This window comes from Dorea sp. 210702-DFI.3.17, from assembly GCF_020560825.1.
Lineage (GTDB): Bacteria > Bacillota > Clostridia > Lachnospirales > Lachnospiraceae > Dorea > Dorea formicigenerans.
Map to the genome: position 1 here is coordinate 1 of NZ_JAJCNB010000048.1, position 13,758 is coordinate 13,758.

19 protein-coding genes and 3 pseudogenes are annotated in these 13,758 nt (G+C 39.4%); 19 read left to right on the forward strand and 3 right to left on the reverse strand.

What is annotated here, in order from left to right; genetic code table 11:
• The first annotated feature begins 375 nt into the window (after nt 1-375).
• The 11 genes from LI149_RS14060 (at nt 376) to LI149_RS14110 (ending at nt 9,629) form a co-directional block, all read left to right on the forward strand.
• On the forward strand, nt 376-852 hold the full coding sequence (locus LI149_RS14060) for an MGMT family protein (protein WP_035401488.1): 477 nt from the start codon (nt 376-378) through the stop codon (nt 850-852).
• Nucleotides 853-1,007: 155 nt separating this feature from the next.
• Nucleotides 1,008-2,393: a zinc-ribbon domain-containing protein gene (locus tag LI149_RS14065; RefSeq protein ID WP_227143533.1), complete on the forward strand. Its 1,386-nt coding sequence runs from the start codon at nt 1,008-1,010 to the stop codon at nt 2,391-2,393.
• On the forward strand, nt 2,390-2,569 hold the full coding sequence (locus tag LI149_RS14070) for a hypothetical protein (RefSeq protein ID WP_035402001.1): 180 nt from the start codon (nt 2,390-2,392) through the stop codon (nt 2,567-2,569). The genes LI149_RS14065 and LI149_RS14070 overlap by 4 nt, the downstream gene beginning before the upstream one ends.
• A gap of 534 nt (nt 2,570-3,103) precedes the next feature.
• Nucleotides 3,104-3,928, forward strand: coding sequence for a ParA family protein (locus LI149_RS14075; protein ID WP_054754259.1), 825 nt, complete (start codon nt 3,104-3,106; stop codon nt 3,926-3,928).
• On the forward strand, nt 3,885-4,835 hold the full coding sequence (locus LI149_RS14080) for a ParB/RepB/Spo0J family partition protein (protein WP_055057186.1): 951 nt from the start codon (nt 3,885-3,887) through the stop codon (nt 4,833-4,835). Before LI149_RS14075 ends, LI149_RS14080 begins: the two co-directional genes overlap by 44 nt.
• Nucleotides 4,836-5,120: 285 nt before the next feature.
• Complete coding sequence (locus LI149_RS14085) at nt 5,121-6,551, forward strand: Cys-Gln thioester bond-forming surface protein (protein WP_227143534.1); 1,431 nt, start codon at nt 5,121-5,123, stop codon at nt 6,549-6,551.
• 12 nt (nt 6,552-6,563) lie between these two features.
• Nucleotides 6,564-6,824 (forward strand): hypothetical protein, encoded by a 261-nt coding sequence (locus tag LI149_RS14090; RefSeq protein WP_023920501.1) that lies wholly within the window; start codon nt 6,564-6,566, stop codon nt 6,822-6,824.
• A complete protein-coding gene (locus LI149_RS14095) occupies nt 6,805-7,104 on the forward strand; it encodes a hypothetical protein (protein WP_015512771.1) in 300 nt (99 codons plus the stop codon). The genes LI149_RS14090 and LI149_RS14095 overlap by 20 nt, the downstream gene beginning before the upstream one ends.
• A gap of 15 nt (nt 7,105-7,119) precedes the next feature.
• Nucleotides 7,120-8,061, forward strand: a complete 942-nt coding sequence (locus tag LI149_RS14100; RefSeq protein WP_304515589.1) for a Sir2 silent information regulator family NAD-dependent deacetylase — start codon at nt 7,120-7,122, stop codon at nt 8,059-8,061.
• Between the two features lie 203 nt (nt 8,062-8,264).
• The gene (locus tag LI149_RS14105; RefSeq protein WP_005339363.1) at nt 8,265-9,458 is read left to right on the forward strand and encodes an ATP-binding protein; all 1,194 of its coding nucleotides are present in this window, start codon (nt 8,265-8,267) and stop codon (nt 9,456-9,458) included.
• 30 nt (nt 9,459-9,488) lie between these two features.
• Nucleotides 9,489-9,629, forward strand: coding sequence for a hypothetical protein (locus tag LI149_RS14110; protein ID WP_227079268.1), 141 nt, complete (start codon nt 9,489-9,491; stop codon nt 9,627-9,629).
• Nucleotides 9,630-9,890: 261 nt separating this feature from the next.
• Here the strand turns inward: LI149_RS14110 and LI149_RS14115 are convergent, their stop codons facing one another.
• Nucleotides 9,891-10,049, reverse strand: a complete 159-nt coding sequence (locus LI149_RS14115; protein ID WP_227079269.1) for a hypothetical protein — start codon at nt 10,047-10,049, stop codon at nt 9,891-9,893.
• Between the two features lie 152 nt (nt 10,050-10,201).
• Between LI149_RS14115 and LI149_RS14120 the strand changes: the two genes are divergently transcribed.
• From LI149_RS14120 to LI149_RS14140, 5 genes and pseudogenes are all read left to right on the forward strand, one after another.
• Nucleotides 10,202-10,426, forward strand: coding sequence for a hypothetical protein (locus LI149_RS14120; protein WP_173786009.1), 225 nt, complete (start codon nt 10,202-10,204; stop codon nt 10,424-10,426).
• Nucleotides 10,417-10,581 (forward strand): hypothetical protein, encoded by a 165-nt coding sequence (locus tag LI149_RS14125; protein ID WP_005339368.1) that lies wholly within the window; start codon nt 10,417-10,419, stop codon nt 10,579-10,581. The genes LI149_RS14120 and LI149_RS14125 overlap by 10 nt, the downstream gene beginning before the upstream one ends.
• Before the next feature lie 158 nt (nt 10,582-10,739).
• On the forward strand, nt 10,740-11,048 hold the full coding sequence (locus tag LI149_RS14130; protein ID WP_005339370.1) for a type II toxin-antitoxin system RelB/DinJ family antitoxin: 309 nt from the start codon (nt 10,740-10,742) through the stop codon (nt 11,046-11,048).
• Nucleotides 11,045-11,383 (forward strand): annotated as a pseudogene (locus LI149_RS14135) (type II toxin-antitoxin system RelE/ParE family toxin). Before LI149_RS14130 ends, LI149_RS14135 begins: the two are co-directional and overlap by 4 nt.
• Before the next feature lie 36 nt (nt 11,384-11,419).
• Nucleotides 11,420-11,608: a hypothetical protein gene (locus tag LI149_RS14140; protein ID WP_005339373.1), complete on the forward strand. Its 189-nt coding sequence runs from the start codon at nt 11,420-11,422 to the stop codon at nt 11,606-11,608.
• A gap of 69 nt (nt 11,609-11,677) precedes the next feature.
• On the opposite strand, the gene LI149_RS14145 is transcribed toward LI149_RS14140, so the two are convergent.
• The gene (locus LI149_RS14145) at nt 11,678-12,010 is read right to left on the reverse strand and encodes a type II toxin-antitoxin system RelE/ParE family toxin (RefSeq protein WP_005339375.1); all 333 of its coding nucleotides are present in this window, start codon (nt 12,008-12,010) and stop codon (nt 11,678-11,680) included.
• Complete coding sequence (locus tag LI149_RS14150) at nt 12,007-12,270, reverse strand: type II toxin-antitoxin system Phd/YefM family antitoxin (RefSeq protein WP_005339381.1); 264 nt, start codon at nt 12,268-12,270, stop codon at nt 12,007-12,009. The genes LI149_RS14145 and LI149_RS14150 overlap by 4 nt, the downstream gene beginning before the upstream one ends.
• An 823-nt stretch (nt 12,271-13,093) precedes the next feature.
• Here LI149_RS14150 and LI149_RS15755 point away from each other — a divergent pair.
• The 3 genes and pseudogenes from LI149_RS15755 to LI149_RS14160 all read left to right on the forward strand — a co-directional run.
• Nucleotides 13,094-13,264, forward strand: a pseudogene (locus LI149_RS15755) (zinc-ribbon domain-containing protein); the annotation flags it as partial.
• A 12-nt stretch (nt 13,265-13,276) separates the two neighbouring features.
• Nucleotides 13,277-13,426, forward strand: a pseudogene (locus tag LI149_RS15760) (NifB/NifX family molybdenum-iron cluster-binding protein); the annotation flags it as partial.
• Nucleotides 13,427-13,541: 115 nt separating this feature from the next.
• Entirely contained in the window at nt 13,542-13,751 is a 210-nt protein-coding gene (locus LI149_RS14160; protein WP_227079419.1) for a DUF6219 family protein, read from the forward strand.
• The last annotated feature ends 7 nt before the right edge of the window (nt 13,752-13,758 follow it).

Here is a 13,758-nt window from a genome sequence, read left to right on the forward strand (position 1 = left end):
TCCTCAGTGCTATTCATGAAGAAGAAGGCGAAGAAAAGCTTCATCTTCTGATGGTAGATGACCACATTCCGGCAGGTGCGAAGCTCTATTAAGATGATGTAAAGATGTACCGTTTTACCAAATAGACGGGACATACTTCATTTGATAAAAAACTGAAAAAACAGCGATTTACATCAAACTTACATCATTTGATGCAGAAATCGGTGCAAGCAAGAAAAAATCGCATAATTAGTGCAATGAGTGGGCAATTCCAATTGGAGTTGCCCATTTTTAAAACAAACAGAAATACAAATCGGAATTTTTGAGAGAAATTTAAAAACCGTCTCATTGCATGAGTATATTTATTGAGATATGATTGGCTTGGAGGTGATACTTATGGCAAATGAAGATAAAAAAGATTTTAATGCTATGCTTATGGATAGCAAGGATATGCCTAAAGTTCAAATAATAACAGATGAAAAGAGCATTGAAAAATATGGTGGAGATAAAATGTACTTTGCCCCACCTATTGACTATGACAAAGTAATGCGACTTGTGCCTTGTGGTAAATTGCTTACTGTAGGTACAATAAGAGATTACTTTGCTAAACAAAGCGGTGCTGATTTTACAGAGCCAATCACAGCTGGAATTTTTGTTTCAATAGTTGCATGGGCGAGTTATCAGCGTGCAGAAGATAAAACACCTTATTGGAGAACATTAAAAGCAAATGGGGAATTAAATGCAAAGTATCCTGGAGGAGTTGAGGCACAAAAGGAGATGCTTGAGAAGGAGGGACATACTGTAATACAAAAAGGTAGAACCAATATTAAGTATTATGTTAAGGACTACGAAAAAGCATTATTTACATTGTAATAGATAATGTGAAACTTTCAGTTTGCCAACTTGCCCTTTGAGAGAGGAGAAATCCCTTTCTCAAAGGGCTTTTTCTATTTATACGGATATTCGCAAACTACAAGATAAAGCTAAAACTTCATATACTCTAAGCACAAGGAGGTTGAGGTTTGGCTATGAATAACAGTTTAGCAGAAGTACGCCCGGAACTTGTTCCTGAGTGGTCAGAGAAGAACTTACCGCTTAAACCTGATGAGATTACTTTCGGTTCAAATAAAAAAGTATGGTGGAGAGGTGCTTGCGGTCATGAATGGCAGGCAAGCGTTAAGGCTCGTTCTAATGGAGAGAAATGTCCGATATGTTCCGGTGCGAGAGTGATTGCAGGTATTAACGATTTGGCGACATTAGAGCCACTATTGGTAAAGCAGTGGTCGAAAAAGAATAAGATAAAACCGATAGAGGTTTCTATTGGTTCTCATAAGAAAGTGATATGGAGATGTAAAAAAGGTCACGAGTGGGAAGCTGCCGTTAAGAGCAGGACAATAAATAAAACAGGTTGTCCGTACTGCTCTCATAATAAAGTGTTGGCAGGATTTAATGACCTTGCAACACTTCTGCCGGATATAGCTGCCGAGTGGTCGGATAGAAATTATCCGTTACTTCCAACTCAGGTTACGGTCTTTGCCAATCGTAAGGCTTGGTGGAAGTGTAAGGATTGCGGCAGAGAGTGGAACACCCTTATTTCTACTCGTTCCGGTGGGAGCAAATGCCCGTATTGCAGTGGGTACATATTCCTGAAAGGGTTTAATGATTTGCAGACAACACACCCTGAAATTGCTTCGGAGTGGTCGGAGAAGAACTTACCATTGAAGCCTGATGAGGTAAATGCAAAATCGAGGAAAAATGTCTGGTGGAAGTGCAGAAAATGCGGTAACGAGTGGAAATCAGTTATCAATGCCCGTGTGAAAGGTACGGTATGCCCCGTTTGTGCGGAGAGAGAAGTCCTTGCCGGATATAATGATTTGGCGACAACAGACAGTCAGCTTCTTAGCGAATGGGATTATGAACAGAATAAACTGAAACCTACAGAGGTATCACGAACTTCGGCAAAGAGAGCGTGGTGGAAATGCAGGCACGGTCATTCGTGGAGTATGAAGATAAATGAAAGAACGATATTGAATAAAGGCTGCCGAATTTGTGAGCAGGAGTATTTGTCATTGTTTCCTGCTTTGGCTGTCAGCTATTATTCTAATAAGAAAGGCTTGAAAGCAGAACTTGGTTCTGACCGATTGCTTGGAGTTCCGCTTGAAACATACATAGCTTCAGAGAAGTTGGCTATTGAGTCAGAAAGTGCTGACGAGAATATAGAAATAATGAAAGCATATATGTGCAAGCAAAGAGGAATAAGGCTGATTAAGTTGCCGATGAAAGGCACAGAACTGGATTATGCCAATAATTTAAAGAAAGCTTTTCAGAACGTACATATATTTATTTCTTCTGATACCGAGGAAGATGTGGAGATAATCAAAAATACATTTGAAAGATGGAGGGACAGCCAATGAGAGAGAAAACCTATCATCTATACTTAAATGAAGAAGAACGAAGCCGAGTGATACAATTGCTCATTGAATTGAAGAACAATTTAGCAGCTCAGGGACGATACACCGACGCAGTAGATGATGTTCTATGTAAAGTGCTTGAAGCAAAGAAAAAGAAATTGAAAATTGAATACATTTAGAACGTGATTTGCCGTCTGTTTCCTAACCGGAGCAGGCGGCTTTTTTATTTCAAAAATTTTTTGGAAGAATTTTTTGGAAAAGAGGAGATTTTGGGTGTGCATTTCATACCCCTTTGTCCAAATGAGTGAAGGGGTTCATTCCGGATAGCAAAAACGGAAGCCTTTTCGCTTGAAAATTGAATAAGTCATTCACTAAGACTTTATTTCTGATGATAGCCACTTTAGCAGGTACGCCGTGATTTCTGTATTTCAGAATAGCGAGAACTCCGGCTATGAGTATCAGGTTGCCCCTGATATGGCGATGACAGTCAGAATGATAATGATACTTCTCTACGGAGCTGGCGGAGTACCCGGCAGAGGTTAGAACCCTATGATACAGATAAGCAGTCTGTTCCTTAGTGATTTCCCATAAGCATTTTGCTTGGCAAGGGGTGTTGAGAACAAATATTGCTATGACCGATTAGGAAATGAGTCGGTCAGGTACATAGCCATAATGCGGTGGCTATGAATTTTCAGAAAGGAGGGCAAAAAGAAGTGTCAAACTGTAAAACGATTTCCGTATGTAACCAGAAAGGCGGAGTCGGAAAGACTACCACAACCGTTAATCTCGGAGTCGGGCTTGCAATGCAGGGCAAGAAAGTATTGCTCATAGACGCAGACCCGCAGGGAGATTTAACGACTTGTCTTGGTTGGCAGGATACAGACGGCTTGGGTATCACGCTTGCAACGAAACTCACAGATGTAATCAATGAAACGATGACAGACCCTATGGTTGGTATCCTGCACCACGAAGAAGGTGTTGACCTTGTTCCGGCAAACCTTGAGCTTTCAGCAATGGAATTTAACCTTGTGAACGCAATGAGCAGAGAAACTACACTCAAGAATTATCTGAGTCAAGTGAAGAACAGATATGATTATGTAATTATAGACTGTATGCCTTCACTTGGTATGGTTACTCTCAATGCTTTATCGGCGGCAGACAGTGTTATTATTCCGGTTCAGGCTCAGTATTTGCCTGCAAAGGGTATGACACAGCTTGTGCAGACCATTTCAAAAGTAAAGAAGTATATCAATCCGGATATTAAGATAGACGGTATGCTTCTTACTTTGGTGGATAGCCGAACAAACCTTGCAAAGAGTACGGTGGAAGCACTCAGGGCAAACTTTGGTAATCAGATAAGAATGTATCGAACACAAATCCCGATTGCCGTAAAAGCCGCTGAAACTTCTTCCAAAGGCAAGAGTATTTATGCTTATGAGCCAAACAGCACAGTGTCTAAGGCATACGCTGAATTTACAAAGGAGGTGTTAGCCGATGGCAGGAAGAAAGAGCGACTTCACTCTCACGAAGCTCGATGATTTATTTACCACGCAGGCACAGAGAGATGAAGAACAGCTTTCAAAAATCCGAGATATTCCATTGGAGCTAATTGATGATTTCCCCGACCACCCGTTTAAGGTCAGGGACGATGAAGATATGATGCAGCTTGTGGAGAGTGTCAAGGAAAGAGGAGTGATTACTCCGGCAACGGTAAGGCAGAAAGAGGACGGCAGATACGAACTTGTTTCAGGACACAGACGAAAGCGAGCTTGTGAACTGGCAGGATTTGAAACACTGAGAAGTGAGATTGTAGACCTGAACAGAGATGAAGCGACCATTTTAATGGTTGAAAGTAATTTCCAGAGGTCAGAGATATTGCCGAGTGAAAAAGCCTTTGCCTATAAAATGCGTTTGGAAGCAATGAAAAGGCAGGGACAAAGAACAGATTTAACTTCTACACCACTGGTGGAGAAGTTGGCAGGTAAAGATGCCCTTTCGGTTTCTCGTATTGGAGAAGAAGTAGGGGAAAGTCGTGAACAAATACGCAGGTATATTCGTCTGACAAACCTTGTTCCTGAATTGCTTGAATTTGTTGATGAGGGGCGTATTAAAATGCGTCCTGCCGTGGAACTTTCTTATCTTGATGAAGATTGCCAGCGTGATGTGGTTGACGAAATCGACCTAAATGACGCAACCCCGTCACACGACCAGACAATCCGTATGCGAAAGTTATTCAACGAGGGCAACCTTACAACCGAAGCAATCCACGCTGTTATGTCTGAGGAAAAGCCGAACCAAAAGGAAAAAATCGTGTTGAGGGGCGACAGAGTAAGACAGCTTATCCCGAAAAACATTCCCGTCAGTCAGACGGAGGATTTTGTCTGCAAAGCATTGGAGCATTACAACAAGTTTTTGCGTAATCGTGCAGAACGTGACAGCAGATAGGCTGAGTTACAGTTCCCCTTTCTCACACTCTAACCCCTTAGTTATACTTCTACCTACCGAAAATGATATATATTATCTCACTTGAATATAACTATCTCAAAGTATATGTCTATCTCTAAGGGGCAATCGCACAGTATGAACGGACTGGAGGTGTATGGTAAAATGAAAAATTAACGAAAAATCCGCATTTGTTTTTCGGCAGGTAAATCTTGTCGTAAAAGAAAATCCACAAAGGCACATCGTAGAGATACGGTGTGTTTTTCAATTTTTACAGGAGGAAACGCAATGATAAAGTCAAAATTCAAAAGAGTCACGTCGCTTTTCTTGGCGACCCTTATGTGTGTGACCACTTTTGCAGGCATTAGCTCGACAACAGCATATGCTGCTTCGGGAGAAAAAGCCGATGTTTATATGGTCGATTTCCCTCGTGATGGCGATGCTAATTACGATGGGGTATGGGGACACAGCAATTTGACCTTGAAAAATGGTTGGCATACCGGACGTTCCAATTTTACCAATCTTAAGGCTATTGGCTCATACTCAGGCAATGTTGCTTATTGTATTGAGCCGGGAATTTCGCTCAAGGTCGGTCAGACAATGAATAAGTATGACGAAAATTATTTTAATAACCTTGCATCCAACGGGGTTATTTCCGGAGATGAAATCCGTCTTTTCGTTGGTCGTATTTTACAGTATGGCTATCGTGGGACAATCTCGACATCTTGGAGGTCACAGAATGAAGCGGCAGCAAACAGCATTGCACAGGCTTATGCCACACAGCTTCTTATCTGGGAAACTGTTATCGGAGAGCGTGATGTGAACTTCAATCATGTATCAGCCAGTGGTTGCAGCAATGTGAAAGATGTCATCAATGCAAGGCATCCGCTCCGCAATAAGATTTTCAGTTATTACAACAGTATGGTGCAGAGTGTACAGAACCATGCGACCATACCAAGCTTTTGTAATAAATCATCCGGTTCGGCAAAGACAATAGAACTTGAGTGGAATGGAAGTAAGTACACAACTACCCTGACAGACTCAAACAATGTGCTGTCCAAATATAATTTCAAGGCAAGTATCAGTGGAGTGAACTTTTCAGTGAATGGTAACAAACTTACTGTTTCTATGGATACTGCACCGAGTAAGGAATTTACCATTACCGCAACGAAGAAAAATGCAGTCCGCAGAGGTGTGGTTGTATGGTCAGAGGGTAAACATGGTCAGAACTCCAGTGTGCAGGATGTTGTCAGCTATGCTCAGGAAGTAAGCGACAGTATCAACGGTTATGTGAAAATGAAAGTCAGCTATGGCTCTTGTCAGATTGTAAAGACCAGTGAGGACGGCAAGGTTGACGGTATTAACTTCACAATTACCGGAAACGGTATCAATCAGACGGTTACAACAGCCAATGGCGGTAAGTTCCAGATTGATAATCTTATGCCGGGTATCTATACTGTAACCGAGCAGGCATGCCCGATGTCGAGGTATGATGATATGCTTCTTATTCTGCATTATTACAATCGGTACGGATATATACCTGCCGGAAATCTTCCGCTTGAGGATATTGTATTTAATTACCGAGCATACGGACTTCCTTGTTTTGAAACCATACGCAGGGCAAGGCAGAGAGTACAGTCCCTTTTTCCTGAGTATTCACGTAATCCGCAGAAAGAAGAACAGAGCGGCAGTATTTCTATTGTAATCAACATTAGCTAAGGAGGTATTTTCGTGAAAGACAAAGCAACTTTTCAGAATAAGGTCAAGGTGCTGAATAAACTCTTTGACTCCGGTTGTGATACGGAGAAAAAGTTGCAGCAGCTTGATATGGAAGCAATCCTGAAAATCCCGAATATCACGATTCCTGATATGGGTGTGATTATGGAGCTTCAGAAGAATACAAAGTCCGGTAAACTCTTTTCGTATTTGGGCGGCGGTTCTGATGAAGCAACAAAAATGAGAGGTAAGGAAAATGAAGCAACAGGAGAATAGAGCAGAGCCGCAGGAAAAGCAAATTCGATTTATAGACAGTCATTACAATTTGAAATTCTATATTCCCGATGGAGGGAAAATCAGGATTACTTTTCGTGATGGACACACAGCAGACAGAGTGTGCAAGTATATTGATGACTACCATTTGTATGTCGGAAATTGCTGCTATCATATATGCGAGTTTGCTGAAAAAATGGAGCTTAGTGGAAGTAAAGTTGAACCTGTCAATCAATCCGAACCGTCAAAAAACAAGACCAGAAACAGAGAAAAACAGCGATAAGGAGGTGCAAGAGTAATGGCACGAAAATATGACCTTATTTCTGAGCTTTACAACCGCACCTGCAAAACGGTTGTGTCAAATCCTCAGAACTGGCAGGCATTCTTGGCTTCGGCTTGCCGAAATTATAAGTTACGTTATGACGAACAGCTACTTGTATATGCACAGCGACCTGATGCAACAGCGGTTCTTGAGATAGAGCAGTGGAACAAAATTTTTGGCAGATGGGTCAACCGAGGTGCAAGAGGTATTGCTGTTTTTGCTGATGAAAACCGTTCACGGCAAAGACTGACACATTACTGGTGTAGATATATCTATATTAATCGATATACGGATGCGCCAAAACCGGTATATCAGAACTTGCATGATCTGGTGAAAGAGAAGGATTATTTTGTACTGACGACAAATGTGGATCATTGTTTCCAGAAGTCCGGGTTCGATAAAAACAGAATCTTTTATACACAGGGAGATTATGGTCTGTTTCAATGTAGTGAACCTTGCCATAAGGAAACCTATGACAATGAAGAGGCTATTAAAAAAATGGTGCTGAGTCAGGGATTTCAGATTAAAGACGGGGAACTGCAAAAACCGGAAGACGGAGAAATAAAGCTTACGGTTCCAACGGGTCTGATTCCATATTGCCCACACTGTGGCAAGCCGATGAGCATGAACCTCAGATCGGATCAGACATTTGTTGAAGATGACGGATGGCACCAGGCAGCAGAACGGTACGAGAAATTTATACAGGATCATAAAAAGCAGAAAATAGTGTTCCTTGAATTAGGTGTAGGATATAATACCCCTGGTATTATAAAATATCCGTTCTGGCAGATGACAAACAAATTTCAACATGCATTTTATGTGTGTCTGAACCGGGGGGAAGCATATGCACCGGACGAAATAAGGAGAAAGTCTGTCTGCATGAATGAAGATATTGGAGAGGTTCTGAAAGAACTGTAGACTTGATAGACAGATTCGATAGGAGTCTTAGAATAATTTTTAAAATTATTCCCAAATCAAAAAACTAATACCAAAAAATGAATAATTTTTAGAAAGAGGGAATAGAATAATGACAGAATGCACAGAGTGTGATAATATCAGTCTATAAAATATATTACCGAAAAATAAAAATTATTAAAAAAGTGGGAATAGGAGATGGCGGTATGCAGCTTATCGTAAGAAAAGAGTATTTAAACGAACTGATTGAATTGTATGGGACACCGGATATAAAAGTAATTACGGGCATCAGACGAAGCGGTAAATCGGTATTGCTGCAAGAGTTTGTTTCTTATTTGCAGTCATTAGAGGAACCGGTAAATATTGTTATGATAAACCTTCAGGAATTAGAGTTTGATCATTTGTTGGAGTATCATGCATTGCATAAGTATATCTTGGATCAGTACAAAGAGGGAATGACGAATGTTTTATTGATTGATGAGGTTCAGCTATGCCCGCAGTTTGAACTTGCAATTAATAGTATTTATACAAAAGGAATTTATGATATTTATATTACCGGTTCAAACGCATTTTTGCTAAGCTCAGATTTAGCAACACTTTTTACCGGAAGAACGATGGAAATAAAAGTATATCCATTTTCTTTCGTGGAATATCTAACTTATTATGGAATTACAGACAGGTATGATGAAGCTTTTGATCAGTATGTCCGAACTGGTGGTATGCCTGGATCTTATGTATATAAGACCGAGGACAGACAGTATGATTACGTTAGGGATGTGTATTCAACCATTCTTATCAGAGATTTGGTTGAAAAGTATAAGATAAGAAATAAATCAGAGTTCACCAACATATCTGAATTTATGATGGATAACATCGGTAATTTACTTTCGCCTAATAATATCAGCAAAACTTTAAAAAATGACCAGAGCGAGATAACCAGAAAGACGGTGTCAAAATACATTGGGTATTTGGAAAATGCATTTCTGTTCTATGAGGCAAAACGCTATGATTTAAAAGGGAAAAAATATCTGGCAAATAATAGTAAATATTATCTTTGTGATACATCATTTCGTTATGCAGTCAATGGTACACGAAACATGGACTTTGGAAGAGTTTACGAAAATATCGTTTATCTGGAGTTGCGTAGGAGAGGATATGAGGTATATGTAGGAAAACTATATAAAAAAGAGGTGGATTTTGTAGCAAAGAAACGTGAGATTCAAATATATATTCAGGTAAGCGATAATATTTCAGATGAAAAAACATTTGAAAGAGAATATTCGCCTTTGCTTGCAATAAGAGATGCATATCCTAAGATGATAATCGCAAGAACACATCATGAAACTTATGATTATAAAGGAGTGCAAGTGGTTGATATCTGTAGATGGTTACGAGAATAGTACAAACTACTGAGTTTATAACTATACAAAGTGTCGTGCAGCATAAAACTGATTCTGGAAACTGTTCAGTCCAAGAATGAGGAGATTACAATTGCAGGTGATGTGTATCAAAAGAAGCAGGGATATCTTGAAAACTTCGAGAAGAAAAAGTATAATTTACGAGATGGATAAAATAATGAACCACCCGTTAGGGTGGTCCTGATTTATGGACTTTAGTCTGTTGAGTCCATTGGAGTTTTTCGTTGATCCGAAAATGTAGATGGACGAAACAATAAATTACCTTTCCGTGTTACTTCTTTTTTCTTCTCTGTTTCTTTCATTTCATTTCTCTCCTTTTGAGTTCATACGTGTGAACTTTTTTAAAACTGTATACAAGCTATCTCGTCAGTATCGGGGCGCTCATGTCCGATAGCCCCCCGTAGGGGTTTCGAATTATTCAGTCTTTATATATGCTATTGAATTAGCGTGAAAACTAGCAGTTTCATTATTAAGTAAATGAATGATTACGCCTGCTCTACCATCAGATAAAGCTTCATAAGTAAAGCCAATCACATTATCATATACAACTTCTTTAACCTCATTAATAGTCACATCAGAAAATATTTTAGTTTCAGATATAACGCCAACGATAGCAGTTATAAATTTTTGAAGTGCCTTTTCTGAATCTTCAATCCAAATGTTATAGGCTAGATTTTCCTATCATAAAACCACATTTTATTGAAACATCCAGATTGAATATTGGTGTGAGTGAAGGAAACATAGATGGAATCACGGTAAAGATTTATGACAGAGAGCGTGTTGTATGTGATTGTTTGCGTCATGTTAATACGATGGATGGAGAGGTCTTTAATACTGTAATTCAAAGGTATATTGGTGATAAAAAGAAAGATGCTGCGAAACTAATGATGTATGCCTCAAAGCTTGGTGTGGAGAAGAAAGCAAGAAGGGTGGTTGGAATATGGCTGTAAAAGAGATAAAAGATATGGGTGCATCTGTGCTCACAAGATTAAAGAAACAGGCGAAAGAAACAGGAATCAACTATCAGACTTGTCTACAGCTTTTTGCACAGGAAGAGTACCAAGTAAATGAAAAGCAGGAGAATAGTATTCGATTAAAAGAATGACAGGTGGCAGAGTCATTGAAGCAAATACAGATTTTTATAGATACACTATCTGCCACCTGCCGTCTGCCGGTATATGAAATTACGAAAACAGATTGCGAAACGCATGCAAACTGCAATCAAACAAGATATAATGAAGAAAAAAGAGGGAGGCGATATCTATGGCAAGAACAGCAAATGTATTTGCACGTGTTGAGCCTGAAGTGAAAGAACAGGCAGAGCAGGTGCTGGATCGACTTGGAATTCCAATGTCCAATGCAGTAGGAATGTTTCTGAGACAGATTGTACTCCAGAGAGGAATTCCTTTTGAGATGAAACTTCCAGCTTATGAGGAGCCTGTTGCATATGGCTCTCTGACAAAGGAACAGTTCAATGCAGAAATAGAAAAAGGCATGGAAGATATTAAGGCTGGCAGAGTGTATTCAGCAGATGAAGTTGAAGCAGAAATGAAACAGGAATTTGGTATATGAAATATAAAGTGATGTATACAGCAGGAGCAAAGAAAGATCTGCGAAATATTTTCAGATATATTTCAGAGGAACTGTTAGCTTCGGAGAATGCTGCAGGACAGACAGAGCGGATTATGACGGCAATTCGGAAGCTGGATACTATGCCGAACAGAAATCGGCTCTATGAGGAAGAACCGTGGCGCAGCAGAGGGCTTTGATTCTTTCCAGTGGGGAATTATCTGGTATTTTACAAAACAGATGATGAAACTGAAATAGTATATGTAGTGCGAATTATGTATGGTGGACGTGATGTTCATAAACAGTTAAGTCAAACAGAAGATGTTTCAGTAAATTAAAACAGAATATGGAACAAAAACACGAGCAGTTAGTCTATGAAAAATAGGTTAGAACTAAAGCCTTTAGGTCGACAGTACCGCCATTATATGCGGATGCGAGTGGAAAGTGTGTTGGAACTGACTCATCTTTTGGACTATACGATGCCAGGGATTAAAACGCTACTGAAAGGGTGGAATGAACCAAACGGGAAATATAAGCTGGGGGATTCTGTGGAAGAATATTGACATTATGACAATATTACAAAGAAATCGGAGGAACAGTTTATAGAAAAGGAATCTGCAAAAACAGATTCCTTAAACCAGGGGAAATCCCTGTCGAAGAATGGAACACCAGTTACTTTTTTGATAGAGAAAACGGACTACAATAACGGTCTGCTTTTCTTCATCAATAGTATAAAAGGCAAGGTAATTATTGATGATTACAAAACGAATTTCCCAACTGGCTAAAACAGGATCATCGACAAGACGGAACTTTTGAGGAAAATCTGATAATGTTCCTATCTGCTTTGTGACAGCATCTAACAGATTGTCAGCAGCTTGTGGATTTTTTAGGGTAAATTCGGTGTAATCCACAGCACGCATAATATCATGCTCTGCGGTGGATGTGATATGAAGCTGATAACTCATCGTGTGCGGCGACTCCTGATATCTGCCATAGCTTCAGAGAAAGGTCGGGTGTTGCCTGATGCAATATCGTCCATTCCGTCCTTGATTTGGCTGTAAAGCTCAAATCGGCTGGCAAGATTTTCGTAGGCTTCAATGCTCATAACTGCAAGGTCGCCTTTTCCATTCTTCGTAATGAAAACTGGTTCTGGATAATTATGACAAAATGTAGAAATTTCATTGTAATTATTTCTTAAATCAGCACTTGATTTGATTGTCGGCATAAAAGCACCTCCTTATCTGATAACAAAATTATACATAAATTTTGTTATAAAGTCAATGGGTTTGCTATAAGTGTTGGCAGAATTAAATCTTAATATGTCAATGAGATTGACCTTTCTTTAAAGAAAGTGAGTATCAAGTTTAGAAAATTTAAAATCAATACAGATTGAGCAGACAACTGAATAATTGAGCTTTGTACCGAGCCACGGAACCGATATGAGTTACCAAATAGCCGGACATTGAGAATGATGGGATAACCAGATCCCGCATATTCTTGATGTTCGGCTATTTTTTTGTTGCTCCGAAATGGAGAAACAGATGAAAAAGCAGTGGAAGGCGTACATCGCCAGATACCCGTTCCTTATTACAGTAGGTAGAGGAATAAAATTTTTTCATAATTTTTTAAAATCATGTCTGCTTTTATCTCTCCCAATATTCGAACTATCTTTGATAGAGAGCCTACAGATATCTTTGATGTCTGTACGAGGGTATGGGGAATCGGAATCCCCATCAAGAGACTTACCCGGAGGTATGCCGTAGCCACAAAATGGCGATACGGTAATACCTGGGTGGATCTTGCTCTAATCTACGAACCCTCTTACATATACAAAAGATGGAGGAGGAAAATACAGGGTGTGAGAGAAAAGAATTTTAGAAAAATCAAAATAACTCAAAAACTTGACTTTTAACATTGCAAAAGTTAAAACGAAAGAAAAAGAGTTAAAAGGAGAACGAGAAATATGTTTACAAGCGTATTCGGGATTTCTATAAAATATGAAACATGGAATCATCAGGATTCTTTGCCTGTTTATATTGCAGGGAGTTATGATTTTCATACAGCATATATTGGAAACAGACAGCTTTGAGGAGTTTGCTTCGGAGTGGTCGGAAAAGAATAAGATAAAACCGACAGAGGTTTCTATTGGTTCTCATAAGAAAGTGATTTGGAGATGTGAGAAAGGACACGAGTGGGAAGCTGCCGTTAAGAGCAGGACAATAAATAAAACAGATGCAGATGTTTTGATCTGCGGCGGAAGCTGAGGAGGTGCTCAAACCGCATTAGCGGCAGCTGGCATTAATCTTTTCGGAGGTGTTTCAGGAGATGTGGATAAAGCGGTAGAAGCTTTTATCAATGAAACACTTGAGTATAATCCGGATGGATTGATTATATTTCTTTCTCTGCTTGTCGAAAGTGATGGATAGAATATATAATATTGTTAATGATCCAGAGATATTTATTTTGAAAACAGCTTAATCAATTTGGAGGTATAAAATGAAAGCACATAAGTATTGGTCAATCGGAGCGTTAATTACTATGATTGGAACTTTTTATACTGGATATAAAGGATCCAAATCAGGTCATAGGTATTTTGCGTGTAGCACTCTTATATGTATGCTCATGTCTATGTATACGGGACATAAAATGATTTCAGGTAATAAAAGAACAAGAAAACAGGTGGAAAATACAAAAGCGGAGGAATAGTAAATGT

Coding starts and splice junctions, on each gene's coding strand:
- LI149_RS14060 (WP_035401488.1), top strand. CDS start 376: ATGGCAAATGAAGATAAAAAAGATTTTAATGCTATGCTTATGGATAGC.
- LI149_RS14065 (WP_227143533.1), top strand. CDS start 1,008: ATGAATAACAGTTTAGCAGAAGTACGCCCGGAACTTGTTCCTGAGTGG.
- LI149_RS14070 (WP_035402001.1), top strand. CDS start 2,390: ATGAGAGAGAAAACCTATCATCTATACTTAAATGAAGAAGAACGAAGC.
- LI149_RS14080 (WP_055057186.1), top strand. CDS start 3,885: ATGGCAGGAAGAAAGAGCGACTTCACTCTCACGAAGCTCGATGATTTA.
- LI149_RS14085 (WP_227143534.1), top strand. CDS start 5,121: ATGATAAAGTCAAAATTCAAAAGAGTCACGTCGCTTTTCTTGGCGACC.
- LI149_RS14095 (WP_015512771.1), top strand. CDS start 6,805: ATGAAGCAACAGGAGAATAGAGCAGAGCCGCAGGAAAAGCAAATTCGA.
- LI149_RS14100 (WP_304515589.1), top strand. CDS start 7,120: ATGGCACGAAAATATGACCTTATTTCTGAGCTTTACAACCGCACCTGC.
- LI149_RS14105 (WP_005339363.1), top strand. CDS start 8,265: ATGCAGCTTATCGTAAGAAAAGAGTATTTAAACGAACTGATTGAATTG.
- LI149_RS14125 (WP_005339368.1), top strand. CDS start 10,417: ATGGCTGTAAAAGAGATAAAAGATATGGGTGCATCTGTGCTCACAAGA.
- LI149_RS14130 (WP_005339370.1), top strand. CDS start 10,740: ATGGCAAGAACAGCAAATGTATTTGCACGTGTTGAGCCTGAAGTGAAA.
- LI149_RS14140 (WP_005339373.1), top strand. CDS start 11,420: ATGAAAAATAGGTTAGAACTAAAGCCTTTAGGTCGACAGTACCGCCAT.
- LI149_RS14145 (WP_005339375.1), bottom strand. CDS start 12,010: ATGAGTTATCAGCTTCATATCACATCCACCGCAGAGCATGATATTATG.
- LI149_RS14150 (WP_005339381.1), bottom strand. CDS start 12,270: ATGCCGACAATCAAATCAAGTGCTGATTTAAGAAATAATTACAATGAA.
- LI149_RS14160 (WP_227079419.1), top strand. CDS start 13,542: ATGAAAGCACATAAGTATTGGTCAATCGGAGCGTTAATTACTATGATT.